The sequence below is a fragment of the Prochlorococcus marinus str. MIT 9313 genome, assembly GCF_000011485.1.
In the GTDB taxonomy this organism is placed as follows: Bacteria; Cyanobacteriota; Cyanobacteriia; order PCC-6307; family Cyanobiaceae; genus Prochlorococcus; species Prochlorococcus marinus_D.
Genome location: NC_005071.1, coordinates 800,756 through 815,405, shown reverse-complemented (window position 1 = coordinate 815,405; position 14,650 = coordinate 800,756). Strand labels below are relative to the sequence as shown.

The 14,650-nt window shown below is 45.5% G+C and carries 10 protein-coding genes; 3 read left to right on the top strand and 7 right to left on the bottom strand.

Annotated elements, in window-relative coordinates; all coding sequences use genetic code 11:
* Positions 1 to 8: 8 nt before the first annotated feature.
* Entirely contained in the window at positions 9 to 632 is a 624-nt protein-coding gene (locus AKG35_RS03880; protein ID WP_011130123.1) for a cofactor assembly of complex C subunit B, read from the top strand.
* On the opposite strand, the gene lptC is transcribed toward AKG35_RS03880, so the two are convergent.
* Together lptC and metG are read right to left on the bottom strand one after the other, a co-directional pair.
* The gene (gene lptC, locus AKG35_RS03875) at positions 604 to 1,788 is read right to left on the bottom strand and encodes an LPS export ABC transporter periplasmic protein LptC (RefSeq protein ID WP_011130122.1); all 1,185 of its coding nucleotides are present in this window, start codon (positions 1,786 to 1,788) and stop codon (positions 604 to 606) included. The two genes, AKG35_RS03880 and lptC, sit on opposite strands and share 29 nt — an antisense overlap.
* Positions 1,788 to 3,332: a methionine--tRNA ligase gene (gene metG / locus AKG35_RS03870; RefSeq protein ID WP_041384974.1), complete on the bottom strand. Its 1,545-nt coding sequence runs from the start codon at positions 3,330 to 3,332 to the stop codon at positions 1,788 to 1,790. Before metG ends, lptC begins: the two co-directional genes overlap by 1 nt.
* 657 nt (positions 3,333 to 3,989) lie before the next feature.
* On the opposite strand from metG, the gene AKG35_RS03865 reads away from it, so the two are divergent.
* Complete coding sequence (locus tag AKG35_RS03865; protein WP_052646168.1) at positions 3,990 to 5,801, top strand: FAD-dependent oxidoreductase; 1,812 nt, start codon at positions 3,990 to 3,992, stop codon at positions 5,799 to 5,801.
* Positions 5,802 to 5,843: 42 nt separating this feature from the next.
* Here the strand turns inward: AKG35_RS03865 and AKG35_RS03860 are convergent, their stop codons facing one another.
* Genes AKG35_RS03860 through rpmG form a run of 3 tightly spaced genes read right to left on the bottom strand, consistent with a single transcriptional unit; the run spans position 5,844 to position 8,361 of the window.
* A complete protein-coding gene (locus AKG35_RS03860; protein WP_041384328.1) occupies positions 5,844 to 7,895 on the bottom strand; it encodes a ribonuclease catalytic domain-containing protein in 2,052 nt (683 codons plus the stop codon).
* 11 nt (positions 7,896 to 7,906) lie between these two features.
* Entirely contained in the window at positions 7,907 to 8,128 is a 222-nt protein-coding gene (gene rpsR / locus AKG35_RS03855) for a 30S ribosomal protein S18 (protein ID WP_011130118.1), read from the bottom strand.
* Positions 8,129 to 8,166: 38 nt separating this feature from the next.
* Positions 8,167 to 8,361, bottom strand: coding sequence for a 50S ribosomal protein L33 (gene rpmG / locus AKG35_RS12260; RefSeq protein WP_011130117.1), 195 nt, complete (start codon positions 8,359 to 8,361; stop codon positions 8,167 to 8,169).
* 123 nt (positions 8,362 to 8,484) lie between these two features.
* On the opposite strand from rpmG, the gene pheT reads away from it, so the two are divergent.
* Complete coding sequence (gene pheT / locus AKG35_RS03850; RefSeq protein WP_011130116.1) at positions 8,485 to 10,932, top strand: phenylalanine--tRNA ligase subunit beta; 2,448 nt, start codon at positions 8,485 to 8,487, stop codon at positions 10,930 to 10,932.
* On the opposite strand, the gene rlmD is transcribed toward pheT, so the two are convergent.
* Both rlmD and AKG35_RS03840 read right to left on the bottom strand, forming a co-directional pair.
* Positions 10,922 to 12,319, bottom strand: a complete 1,398-nt coding sequence (gene rlmD / locus AKG35_RS03845) for a 23S rRNA (uracil(1939)-C(5))-methyltransferase RlmD (protein WP_011130115.1) — start codon at positions 12,317 to 12,319, stop codon at positions 10,922 to 10,924. The genes pheT and rlmD overlap by 11 nt on opposite strands.
* Before the next feature lie 1,259 nt (positions 12,320 to 13,578).
* Positions 13,579 to 14,646, bottom strand: coding sequence for a molecular chaperone DnaJ (locus tag AKG35_RS03840; protein ID WP_011130114.1), 1,068 nt, complete (start codon positions 14,644 to 14,646; stop codon positions 13,579 to 13,581).
* Positions 14,647 to 14,650: the final 4 nt, after the last annotated feature.

The window sequence follows — 14,650 nt, the reverse complement described above, 5'->3', positions numbered from 1 at the left end:
TTCGTTCGATGCGACCAGTTGCGCTTATTTCCCTGATTGCTGGGCTGTTGACCCTGTCTTTGGCAGTATTTAATGCTTTGACAGTGGACCTTGTTACGCCGAGCTTTCAGCGTGCTGAGGTCCTGGCTGGCGTTGCCGCCGTGGGGTTGATGCTTATGGCAGTGTTATGGACACAAGCGAGCCCGATGGCTCCCAGTAAGCAGATCCTTGAGGGAAATCAGAGATTCGAATTAGTAGATGGATTGAACGATGAATTACAAAAAGAACTTGCCTGGGGAAGTCATTTATTACTTACAGCAACCCCAGCGGCAGTGATCCTAGTGTATTGGAATAATCAGGTTCTTTTACGTCGAGGAATAAGTGGTAATGGTAAATTCGTTCCAGGTGAAATCTGTAGACAGGCTAGAGATCGAGGCGAATTGATTTCATTAGTTAACACATCATTGTTTCCTGGGAGAATCGAATTTAATCCAATTATTGAGAACTTGCCTGCTGTCATGGTCTATCCATTAGCATCTAATGGATGGGTTGTTCTGGGGGGATGTTCCGAGCGATGTTTTAGTCGTTCAGATGAACTCTGGTTGATTGGATGGTCGCAACGTCTTAGAACTGAATTGGAGGAGAGGACTTAGAGGAAAGGATCGATTTTTCCTTGCCTGCTTCAATTGTTAGTTGTGATCTCACTTTAGAATCAGATGACGAGAAAGATACTGTTCCCTCTTCTCCAATTCGCCCTTCTAGTTTATCACTTCGAGTAATATGATTATTTGCTTCTCGCTTTAAGATTACATCGCCAATTGCCTGAACCTCCTCCGTGCTCCAATTCCAAATACATTTTTCAGCCTTGAGTTGTTCGCCAGGTTGATTAAGTTCACACTTCTGAGGAATTTCTACTTCTGTACGGGCAAGATCAACTTTGAAACTGTTTCCGCGATAGGTTGATCTTTCCTGAGTTGCGGTGAATGGTTGATTGCTTTCAATCTTTTCGCTATTGAATTTCCAACGCGTTGTCTGTGCAAGTAAACTTGCTTTTTGTTCTGGAATCGTAAGTGTAACAGGCGTGATTAAATCAAGGTAACCCTTTTTCGTGTTTCCCTGCAAGCTTGTAGCTGTAAGTTGCTGTGGAATATCACTTTTATTTACAATTCGGTGGCCAAGGATTGGCCCCATAGCATTAAGTTTGCCGCTGTCTAAATTCCAGCGGCCATTGTGTCCGCGGATCACAATGGAGGGTTCATAATTGTAATTGCGTTGTTTTTTCCAACGTTCAAATTTTGTTGGACCTTTAAATACTATTTCTTGGGTTAACTGTTGAAATAATACTGTCTTGGCACTAATTCTTGAAAGATTATCAAGAGCTTGTGGTCGTTGCTCAATCACCATCTTCGATTCTTTAGGTGTCCAACGCAAACGGTCACCAGTGATCAACACTTTTTCTCCTTTAAGCTGCTGAACCTTTACATTTCCTTCTAGCAGCACTGTCTCACCATCATTTAAAACTGTGGCGGCCTGAGCACTAACTTCAAATGATGGTTTGTTTCCTTTGTACAGAACACCTTCTGGGTTACGAGCCCTTACAACTCTGCTACCTAATTCATAGCGAGCTAAGGGGCTGTTTAGGTCCCAGTCTCGTGATCCATCAGCTTGCTTGTGGCGAAGCTCTAGAGATTTAAATACGAAAGGAACTGATGATTTCTTCTGTGGTGATGGCGATTCCTGACATCCCACCATCGTTATGATCAGCAGCAGACTGCCAAGATGACGTAATGGTAGAAGGTTGAATTGCATTAGAGGGAAGAAGAGAGTTCTAGTCTTTGCATTACGGGTTGAGATGGTGGCAATAAAGCTCCACTTTGCAATTGTCCCCAAGCTAAACCTTTAGACCAATCGTTGCCATCAATACTTAATCCCAATTGGTTGAGCAAGCGTTCGCTTAGAGAAGGTACAAGAGGATTAATTAATAGTCCTACAAGTCGGCATGCTTCCAAAACTGAGTAAAGATCATCAGCCACTTCGGCTTCATTGCCAGGCGTCTTCATTCGACTCCAAGGTGCAGTTTCGTTGAGGTAGACGTTGGCTGCTATAGCCAATTTAAGGATCGCCTCAGCTGCATCATGAAAAGCCATGGATGGCATTGATTGACGTACGATGGTAATTGTTGTTTCAGCAGTGGTCACTAAGGGATGAGCGTAATCTATTTCATCGCGATGTGTAGGGACAGATCCTTCAAACCATTTTCTTGCCATAGTCGAAGTTCGGTTCAGCAGATTTCCGATTGTATTTGCCAAGTCGTTATTAACTAAATCCATAAATCTTTTCTGCTGAAAGTCACCATCATGACCGAACTGGATGTCACGCAATAAATACCATCGAACAGCATCTGCACCACATATTTCTAGCAGTTTCTCTGGATCAAGAACATTTCCTAGTGATTTACCCATCTTTTGACCTTCACGAGTGAGAAAGCCGTGGCCAAAAACTTGTTTTGGCAAGGGTAAGCCAGCTGAGATCAGCATTGCGGGCCAGTAGACTGCATGAAAACGGAGGATATCCTTGCCAATTAAATGTACTGATGCAGGCCATCCGCACTCCTCAAGACGTTCTATTCGAACCTGGCCACCATCATCTAAAAGAGCACTCAAATAGCCTACAAGCGCATCAAACCAGACATAAAAAGTGTGTTTTGGATAACCAGGTACAGGTAGGCCCCAATCAACATCAACTCTTGAAATTGAAAAATCCCTAAGACCCTGAGCTACAAAATTCTGTATTTCATTGCGGCGCATGACTGGCCAGATGAAATCCGGCTGCGAAATGAGATCTTCGATTTTTGATTGGAAACGAGAGAGTTTGAAAAAAAGATTCTCCTCATCCCTCCATTCAAGAGGCTTCTGGTGAATAGGGCAACATGGTGACTGGGCTTGTGGAGGTTCGTCCTTGTATTCTTCACAACCGACGCAATACCAACCCTGCTGCCGACCAAGATATACATCGCCGGAGGTCTCGACACGGTGAAAAAAAGCCTCTACTAGTAACTGATGGCGGTGGCTGGTTGTACGAATGAAGCGATCATTTGAAATACCCCAACGAGACCATAGATTTTGATAACTCCTTGTGATCTGATCACAATGATGTTTGGGGCTGATGTTATTGCCTTCTGCTGTGCGTTGAATCTTCTGGCCGTGTTCATCGACACCTGTAACAAACATGACCTGCTTACCTTCTAGTCTCTGGAAACGAGCCAGTGCATCACTGGCCATGGTTGTGTACAGGCTGCCTAGATGGGGCTTGTCATTGACGTAGTAAAGAGGGGTCGTAATGGTATAGGTCATCATTTTGGGGAGTTTCTGCTGCTGCGCAGAGCGGCCGGATCATAACCAGACAACTCATTTCAGCTTATTGATCGTCTGCCGTCATCTCTCAGACCAAGCCGACGGAAATTTTGCCCCCTCAATCCTCAACGACTTGCTGAAAACCTAGCTGAGATGCAGCCGGTTGCACCCCTTGACTGGGATTCTCAAGCAGCACACGATACAAAAAAAAAATCGTCAAGCACTTTGCGGCGGCACCGATTTAGTCCCCAGAGATTCTGCCTACAACGATTGTGGGAGCCAAACGTAGATATGGCCATATCAGAACAGATGAACTGACTATGGTTAAGGTTTTGGCAGCAGCGGATGAGATTCAGATGTTCTCACTCTTGGCCTGACGAAAGTGATCAAGACCTTCGACCTTTAGCTTCCATCTGGCACAGGCTTGATAATTTGATCCTGATGACCCTCTTATTTCCAAATTCATCGTGCACATGAGAGTGGGGCAATGTTCTTTTGAGAGTGACAGCACAATGTTGGGCTGGAGATTTTTCTTATTTCGACGATGATCAAGTCAAATCGCCTCTATGAACAATTTGTTGCGCTTCGCCAGCGTTGTCTAAGCAACCTTTGTCATGAAGCTGAATTGCTTTCTGGCAAAGATGATTATGTTTTGGGATGACAGTGTCTGCGAACAAAATTTTTTCCACTACTCAGGTGCCCTTGGTGGTCTGGGGTGGAGGCACAGGAGGCGTCGCCTCAGCCGTGCAAGCTGCTCGACATGGAATTAGAACTCTGCTGTTAACACCAGGCGCGTGGCTTGGTGGAATGATCAGTGCAGCTGGCGTTTCGGCTCCAGACGGCCATGAACTCAGTTGCTGGCAGACAGGCTTGTGGGGGGCCTTCCTTCAAGACATCGCCAAAGTTGAACAGGATGGCCTGGATCAGAACTGGGTGAGTTGCTTTGGTTTTAATCCCGCTCGCGCAGAAGTGGTTTTGCGGAGCTGGGTTGTAGATCTCCCCAATCTCGAATGGTGGTCTGACGTTCAGCTTAAATCAATTTTTCGTGAGGGAGATCGCCTTGTCTTGCTTGAGCTGGAGCTTGAAGGGCGACAGCATCAACTGCGCTTCGACTTATTCATTGATGGAAGTGATTTAGGCGACAGCTTTTCCCTCGCAGACATTTCTCACCGTTGGGGTTGGGAATCACAAGAACTCTGGAATGAGCCAAGCGCCCCTTCGGCAAAACAATTGAATTCCGATCCATTCTTTGCCAGCCAGCCTGTTCAATCCCCTACTTGGGTTGTGATGGGTCAACTCGATCAACATGCACAATCACCTTCATCACCAGGGTGCTTGCCTCGACCATTCGAAGCTGCAACTAAGGCGTTTGGTTTTGAGCGCACCGTTACCTATGGCCGCCTTCCAGGCGGTTTAGTAATGCTCAACTGGCCCCTTCATGGAAACGACTGGCATAAAGGCTTGGAGCGTATTCGCAGCTCAGACGTCAAAATTAAAAACCAGCTTGCTGTTGAAATGCAGCTTTATAGCTTGTCATTCCTACAGGCTCTTCAAACAGTTAGTGAGGGTTGGCTTAATCCTGGCAAGGTGTTTCCAGGGATCAATCAAAGCCTGGCATTGATGCCCTACTGGCGTGAAGGGCGACGCCTTAAAGGTCAATACACATTAGTGGAAGGAGATCTTCTGCCATTAGCCTCTGGAGCAGCCAGAGGACCAATCCCTTTAGATAAACAGGGACGTTGCACCAGTATTGCTGTAGGGACTTACGCTAATGATCATCATTATCCTGGTAAGGATTGGCCGTTAGCCTCAAAAAGTTGTAGATGGGGTGGGAGATGGACAGGTACTCCATTCTGCATTCCTTACGGGGCTCTACTTAGTAGCGAAGTGGAGAATATTCTGATGGCTGATAAGGCCTTTAGTGTGAGTCATATAGCTAATGGTGCAACTCGATTACAGCCAATGATTTTCAATCTTGGTCAGGCTGCTGGAATGGCAGCAGCTATAGCCTTGAAAAAGAGGATTCAACCAGCAGAAGTTGATATTTCAGAACTACAGCATGAACTATTGCATGATATTTATGCCCCAGCAGCTATTGTTCCGATTTGGGATTGGCCGGCATGGCATCCTCACTGGCGTAATGCTCAGAAATTTGTTTTGGCGCAACCAGACTGCCTCAGCAACCATAGTTTGATTGAAGGCTTTAATCTTAAAGCAAATGTAGGAGAAATGCCACTGCCAGATCAAACACCACTCAATAAACATGTGAAAAAGTTTTCAGGTTGCCTTCGTGTTCATTCTGATCAGACATTCTCTCTAGACACCAAGTCTAAATCATGGCGATTAATAACACTGGAGCCGGCATTAAACCGGTGGCTAGAATCATGTGAAGACCAGCAGAATGTACACCTTCTAGCAGTTGCTAATCCATGGGGACCATGGCTGAGGTTGATTCGCGTTTTAGATTAATAACAGCTTTTGGTAGTTTGTTTGTTTCTATGATTTGAGAAGCTACTTGGCGACCAGCTCAATCTGATCAGTCAATGGATCAATAACAAGAACTCTCATTATCAATGCAAGACCTGGACTAGGGTCGATCAAACCATGGATCTTGCAGGCAAGATCCATAGCCAGGCATTCCACATGCACAAGTGCAATCTGATCTTGAGGCTTCAACCATCGCAGAAATAGGGCAGGCCATTGTTCATGGCGATGTTTTAAAAACCACACCTTTTGCCAGTGTCGCTGGTCTTCGCGTTGAATTTGCTGTGCTTGGCGAAGAGGGTCTTCAAGTACATCCAACTGCTCCATGAGAGCGTGCTCGCTTAATGGAACTGAGCCTCCTAAGTGAGCCACCACTTGTCGATGGGCAAGTAAATCTGCATAGCGACGGATCGGCGAACTGGCTTGTACGTAGGCAGAGAGGCCAAGACTGAAATGGGCCATCGGACGAGTACCAAGGACACCTCGGCTAAGGCAACGCTTGATCGCAGCATGTCTTACAGGTCCTTCAATCAACTGTGATAATTCAGTTGCACTGGGTAGTTGAGTCGGAGGTTGGCTGCGATAGGGCAGAGCAATGTTTTGACGCTTTCCAAATTCAGCAATAACAGTACCCATCAAAATCATGGCTTCGCTGACTAGCCGTCTGGCTGGACTTGACTCAACAATATGAAGTTCAGGCTGATCATCCTTGACTTTGAATCGCCCTTCAGATTGTTCAAGCAGCAGTGCACCTTGTCGCTCACGCCATAATTGGCGTGTTGTGAGTAGGCTTGCGAGTGTTGAAAGATCTTCATCACCAGGAGGCGCAAGCTCTATCAATTCATCCCCATCTTCATAAGTGAGCCGATAGCATGGGCGAATCCAAGTACGACAAACACGAGTGCCGGCAATACACCCTGATTCGTCTAGAACCACAGCAACACTCAACGCTGCACAGCGACGGCCAGCTCTAAGACTGAGAACTTCTACTGCAACACTCAATGGCAGCATTGTTCTTAGGCCATCAGCCAAGTAGAGGCTGGTTGCTCTTGCACGAGCCTCAAGATCTAAGGGACTGTCCACAGGAATAAGTCTTGCCGGATCGGCGATATGGATCCAAATCCAGTTGTCTTGATCAACACACTGCAAAGAGATTGCATCATCAATTTCCTGAGTTTGATGATCGTCGAGGGTGTAGGTTCTTAAATCACTCAAATCAAGACGATTATCATCGCCACCGAAAGATAGTTGCTCAAACTTATTGAGTAATTGGTCCGCTTGAGCTTGTACACTCCCTTCAAATGATTTTGTCCAGATACTGCCTTTGAGAGTTGTTAGATCGTGTGGATCGCGCCAGCCTTTCTTGATCAACCAATAACGGAGGTCGCTCAGCGATCTACCCAACTTTAAATCTTTAATCAACTGAAGAGCTTGTTCATCTGCCAAAAAAGCATCCTCTGGACCGTCAGCCAGCTCGATTAAACGGTTGATAGTGAACTGAAGATCCGAGGGTAAATCCTGCCACTGATCTTTGCTCAGAGGTGAATCTGCTATAAGCAATGCAAGAGCATCTAGGCGTTGCTGCGCTCGAGATTGTTGCTTACGGCGCAGCTGGCGGATGCGGCGTAGGTCAATAAGTTGACGTGCTTCAACCATGTGGTCACGTCGAACTCGAAATAAAGGTTGGTCGCTATTAAGCCAAAACCACAATGCTGCGAGATGGATAGGATCATCATTATTAAGTAGTAAACCAGCTAGTTCTGTGATTTTGAGTGCTGTTGGTGAAGTCTTGCTTTTACGCCTTTCGCCTTCGAGCAATCGCCAACCAGCAATTAAATCGCGTGAATTAAGACTAAGTTTGCGAACTTCACTGATGGTGGGTAGAGATGTCTCCATCTCTAACATGTTGTGATTTTGCTTTAGAATGGATAGTTCTCGACTGGCTAGCTGTTGTTCTCGCCGTGTTCCTGCAACTCTTAGGATTGCTCGGCTTCCCTTCAGTGAAGTTAGCAGTCCAATTTGTGGTTGACCTTTTAAAACAAAGCCAACTAAATCACCTTGCTTTAGAGAAGGCGTCAAAGCTGTTGCAGTCAGCCTTCTGGATTGACAAATGGTAAAAGTGCAATAATACGTGCACGTTTTACTGCATTAGTAAGGTCACGTTGTTGCTTAGACGTTAGACCTGTAAGGCGTCTAGGCAGGATCTTGCCACGGTCAGTAATGAACTTCTTGAGAAGATCAACATCCTTGTAGTCAATGGGATCGCCAGGCTTAATTGGCGATAGCCGCTTTTTAAAAAAGGAACTTGACATGATTTAACAGGGCTGGAATGTGTGTTGAAACTGCTGAGTCACTTGATCTCCTTGTGAGGAGTTGACTTATTGCAGTGAGGACAGAACTTCTTGATTTCCAGCCGTTCGGTGGTGTTTCGACGGTTCTTTTCAGTGGTGTAGCGAGACACCCCTGGAGACCTCTTGGCGGGATTGGACCGGCATTCGTTGCACTCAAGAGTGATCACGATCCGGACGCCCTTGTTTTTGGCCATAAAGGACGTTGCGCCGCAGATGCGAAGCGTAGTGAAGAACTAAGATCCTACAGGGCAGCCTCACATGACATGACGCCGTCGTTCTCTTGCTTCGTAAGATCTTTGGCTGCATCTAGCTGATCCATGCGGGTTCCTCTCTCCTGGCTGCAGGATCTAGTACAGCTGAATGAGACCGTCGAGATCCTCGCCGAAGGCTTATCGATGGCTGGATTTGAGGTTGAGGCTATTGATGATTTAGCTAGTCATGCACAAGGCGTGGTCGTTGGGTTGGTGAAAGACCATCAACCCCACCCCAATGCCGACAAACTCAGTGTCTGTCAGGTGGATGTCGGGTCGGGCGAAGGTCTTCAGATCGTCTGTGGGGCTCCAAATGTTCGGATTGGTATACACGTACCTGTTGCCATGGTTGGAGCAACCCTCCCTGCTGTCGGAATCAAGATCAAGGCCAGTGAGCTTCGGGGGGTTCCAAGTCAAGGAATGATCTGCTCACTCGCGGAATTAGGGCTGGAATCAAATGGTAATGGAATCGCCATCCTTGAAGAGATCGCTGAAAACGTTCCAGACCTCGGCCAGCCTGTAGGCCCTCTGCTCGGACTCGATGACACAGTGCTTGAGTTGGCAATCACAGCCAATCGCCCCGATGGAATGTCGATGGTTGGTATCGCAAGAGAAGTTGCTGCTTTAACAGGCGCAAGCCTGCAGCTTCCGCAACTTGATATGGCACCAATCCATAAGTCTTTTGAGCCTGATTCCACCAGCTCTGCGTCCATGCTGAAGGGTGGTCTTTATGGCTTAACCGCCTTAGAGAATGTGGATGGTGAATTAACTTCGCCAGCCTGGTTAAAGCAACGCTTGGAGCGTTCAGGATGCAAATCAGTGAATGGTGTCGTCGATATTACAAATCTCGTGATGTTGGAGCAAGGTCAGCCATTGCATGCTTTTGATATTGATGCTCTTGAAATGATCACAGGTCAAACAGTTTCCGCAGAATCTTTTGGCCTTCGACAAGCAAGAAATAATGAACTTTTTAATGGACTAGATGGACATCAACTTCAACTTAACGAAAATTGCCAGATCGTCACCTGCCATGACATTCCTATAGCGCTTGCGGGTGTTATGGGTAGTGCTGAAAGCGGTGTGTCTGCCAAGACAAGGCGAGTATGGCTGGAATCCGCAATGTTTACCCCAACGGCCGTGAGAACTACGTGCCGAGCTGTTGGCTTAAGGACCGATGCAAGCAGTCGCTTTGAGAAAGGGTTGCCTGTTGAAATGACTTTGGCATCAGCCCGTCGAGCTGTGACACTAATGGAGGAACATTTAGGTATTAAATCAAATGGATGTTGGGTATATGGTGAGTCCCCAAAATCAGCTGAGCCTGTAAAACTTCGCCGCGAAGCTATCCATCGCTTACTCGGACCAATAGGTGTTGAGAATGACAACAGATACCTAGAAGACGACATTATCGAGACTTCGCTGCTCGCTCTCGGATGCGAGTTGTCTCCTTATAACGAAGGGTGGTTGGTCATAGTTCCACCATCACGACGTAGAGATCTCTCGCGAGAGGTTGATTTGATCGAAGAGGTATCTCGCCTTGTTGGCTTTGATCGTTTTGAGGCCAACCTGCCAGATCCACTTGAACCTGGTGGGCTAACGACTGCTCAGACAGCTGAACGCCTATTGAGGCAGATGTTGTGCGGAGCAGGATTGCAGGAAGTCACGACCTTGTCGTTAGTGGGTGCTGATAGTGATGAACCACAACGAATTGCAATTAGCAACCCTTTATTGGCTGAGACCAGCCACCTGCGTACCAATCTTTGGGAGGAGCATCTACGTATTTGCCAACGCAACCTCCAGTCATCGCAGCCTGGTTGTTGGTTATATGAAATAGGCAATGTCTATACAGTCACTGACGAGCTCATCAACCAACGCGCTGTTCTTGGTGGCGTGATCTGTGCAGAGCGAAGCTTTGAACGATGGAGTACAAGCGGCAAGATCAAGTCAATGACATATCACCAGGCACGCGGTCAGCTTTCCCAAGTCTTTCAAGGGTTGAAGTTGGACATTAACGACCGTCCACTCAAGGACAATCATTCACTTCATCCTGGGCGGTCTGCAGAGTTATTTGTCGAAGGCAAACTGCTCGGGGATTTTGGGCAGCTTCATCCAGCACTATCGGAACGTCTTGATCTACCTGAAGCAACCTATCTATTCGCTTTGGACTTGCAGTGCATCATCCAAGCTGCGACACGATCTAATCGATGGAACCCTACCTTCCGACCATTCCCGACAGTTCCAGCAATGGAACTTGATTTAGCTGTGATCGTTTCAAAGGAATGTAGTTGTTCAGATTTGATCCAGGCCATCAGAAAAGCTGGTAAACCGCTTCTAGAGCATGTAGAGCTGATTGATCGTTTTGAGGGTGGACAGCTTGATCCTTACTCTTGCAGTCAAGCGTTCAGGTTGCGCTATCGGAGTAAAGACAGGACTCTTAGTGAAGACAAGGTCAACCCGATTCACGAGAAGGTACGTCAAGCACTTGTCAAGCAGTTTTCTGCAGAGCTTAGGAGCTAATACGAGTTAACAGTGCCAGACATTCGATATGCATTGTTTGTGGAAAGAAATCAATGGGTTGTAATTCATCAATCTGATAGGGTCCATTTGGTACGATCAATTGCTTGAGGTCACGAGCTAATGTGGCAGGATCACAACTAAGATATGCCACTCTTTCAGGTTGAATTGAAAGGATTGTTTTAATCACCATTTGATCTAAACCTTTACGCGGTGGATCTAGCACCAACACATCATTACGTTGAAGTTTTTTGGCCAATAATAAGGAAACATCACCGCATAAAAACGAAACATTATCAAGACTATTTCGTAAGGCATTTTTATTTGCTTGAGTAATAGCTTCTGCATGAAGTTCAAGACCTATTACATGATAGCCAGTTGCTGCAATGGGGAGAGAAATTGTGCCAATTCCACAATATGCGTCAATTATATTAATGTCGAGCGAAGCAGTGGATAGCCATTCAATTAATTTTGAGACAATGCGTTCTGCCTGAAGAGTGTTTACTTGAAAAAATGTTGTGGTGGACAGCAATAAGGAGAGATTGTAAAAATGCTCCTCAATTTCAAGATCACCAGCAAGCAATATAGTTTCTTGACCAAGAACAAGATTGTTCCTCTGTCGTTGGATGTTTAAAGTTATTCCTCTTACTTCCGGCCACCGACTATACCATTCCTTGGCTTGTTGATGGAGGCCAGAGAGTTGAGTGGTACTACTTACCAGTGTGATCAGCACTTGTTTTGTTTTTTGGCCAATACGAATGCCTAGATGCCGGAGTCCTTCACCAGAAGATAGGTCAGAATCTGCAGGCCAATTCTGCTGTTGAAGATCATCCTTAATCGAGGCCAGATATTGATCGATTCCTCGATCCAAAACCGGACATCGATTGAGATCAATAATTTGGTGACTGCCGCGTCGGTAATAACCCATATGTAACTGTCCTTCACTATTGCGATATAGAGGAATTAATGCTCTATTTCGATACCCCAGAGCTCTATTATAATCCGTCATGATTGGTTCTATCTTATGATCTAATTGACCTAAACGTAGAAGTATTTGCCGCAGATGACCTTGCTTTAATAAGGTTTGTCCATGATCACTAAGATGTTGTATGGAGCAACCTCCACATTCCTTAGCGATTTTGCATGGGGGCGGTCTGCGACTTGCAACTGTCTCAATTGTTTGAACCTTGCGGGCCAAAAACTGGTTTCGATGGCGCCTTACAAACTCTATTTGTGCACTTTCACCAGGCAGAAGGTCATTGACTATCACAACCCAATTGTTCCATCGAGCCAGACCATTACCATGACGATCTAAATCTAAGCATGTGATCTCAACCTTATCCCCTGGGGAAGGTATTAATGTCAAATTTGAGTCTGTAGAGCTAGTCATAGCAAGTCTTCCTATTTATTAGGCATAACAATAAAGTAAATGCTGTCTATAAATAAATCATAAGTATCCAAATATGTGGTGCTGGGTTTGTTAAATATAATCCTAGACAGATCCAGGAGCCTTTCAAGTGCTCGGATGTAAATTCATTATAGATTGCTTAGAGTGAGCTCCATGATTATGAGTCTGAACACCAATCAATAAATTCAACCGAAACGAAGGTGGAATATTCAGGAGAAGACCCTCAAGTCTTATTTTTGATAATCAATTGCAAAAAACTGACACTTCACAACGAAGAGTTTTGTTTAGCCAGGACTACGGCATTGAAATAATGGATTTCACAAGCATTGTTCACGATTTCAGTTGAGATTTTGCTTTTTGAGCATATCGCTACTTGCTGGATAATTGGGGCAAAACATTGTGGATCGGGCCTGGCATCCCACTCAATAGGGCAAGCAAGCCTGATGACGCGCTGCATCGATCTGACAATTTACACTACGAACATGGACTCTAAAGTCTTAGATAAGACTCGCTTATAGTCTTACAATAAGTCCACAAAACGAAAGATGATCCATTCGCAGTGTCTTAGGTGTATATTCTGCGACTCTTTCTTAGTCTCATTATAAGCCCAATGTGAACAGAAAGAGGCGTAGTGTCGTACCCCCCCCCCCCCCCCCGCGCGCTATTGCGCGACCGTTGAATGGTTAGCCTCCTTCCCCACTCCGCCCCACTACACATACCCCAATGGGCAGGAGTGCAATACAGGAAAGCCTGCGTACCTGTGTAAAATGCAGTTACGCAGGCTTACAAAGTCTTTGATAGCAAGCTTTTCTGAAGAGTAGTACTGTCCTTGGACGCTGCGTGGACCGATGAACAAGGTCACCTTGAGCACAAGTAAACCGGGTTTTTCCAATAAACTCGTCGCACCCTTCGAGTTATTAGCGAATATTGAATCTGAGAATATTATTTTTTTTCACTGATAACAACAGCAATAACCCATCCCTTCTCTACTTTATCTTGTATGAGTCTTATTAGTAGTCTCGCCGTAAGTCTTTAAATAAACATATGAGAGTTGCTTGCTTATGGCTTTACCGCAGCTCATTGGCAGATGGAACTTTTCCCTATAGAGATTGTTCAGCCCAATTTTTGTTTTCGTTGTTTGATGTTGGCTTAACCACAAAAGATTCTCCACGTCTATCTACTATATATATACATAGTCTCGCTATTAGACTAATACTGAGTCATAGAGCAGACTTTTGAGACTAATTGGGTTTCTCACGGTAGAGCTCTTTAAGCAATTGATATGCTTCATTTAGCCTTCTCATTGCCTCTGTTGAACCTCCAGCGTCCGGATGGATGGTTATCGCCTGAAATTTGTAGGCCTCTCGAATGGTAGAAAGTGTCATTGGTGCACCAGCATGCGATGGCAGCTTGAGTAGTTTGAGTGCTCCATGAAGTGTCATTGTTGATTCAAGTGTTTGGAACGAGGTGACCTGACGACTTCGTTTAAAGCGATTGACAAATCTGCGGATTAGTGTGGGCATTCTCTCTGAAAGGCTTTTGCAGGCAAACGGATCCTCCAAAATCCCAGCAACCACCATCACAAGCTCAAAGGTCGCCGGTTTAACCTGCCAACTTGAACAGAGTTCTGTCATCAGACGATTTGCTGCACTCCATGTGAACGGCCTTCCATCAGTGCCATCGACATGAAGCCATATGTCCCTTGCTAACCAGATCATTGCAGCTTCAACAACTGTCTCCCCTGGGGGATTTCCATAAAGTGATATCCAGTGTCGATTTGCGGCATTAAGACTTTCAATCACATCAGTATCAGCAACTGTTGTAACTAAGGGCAAGTCCCTCGAATTCTCACCTGATTTGTTTTTGCCAAGACTTTCTCTAAGATTATCCGTTTGTTTACGCACAAAGCCTGGTAAATCAATCCCAACTGGATGTGTTGTCTTAACTTCATAACTACTTTCTACTTTGTTTCCCTCTGGCTTAACGCCAGGTCTACCTCTATCATTCGCCCCCCGCCCTATTAAAACCAGTGCTTTTGTCTCATCGTATTCGCTAGGTAAAGATCTAGACAATGACCCATTATCATCATTTTCGAGTGGAGCTTGCTCATTTATTTGATATAGTTCTCCAAACTTTTGATCATCTTGATCATTCTCTTGAGGGGTAAAAAGTTCTTCAAGTAAACGTACTAATAGATCCCCTCTAGCTCTTAACCCCCATTCCCTTTTAAGTTCATCAAGTCTTGCGATTAGATGATTTGGTAGTTCAACGGTAATCCGTCGCCTCGAATTGTCTTCGGACGCTTTCACTTGA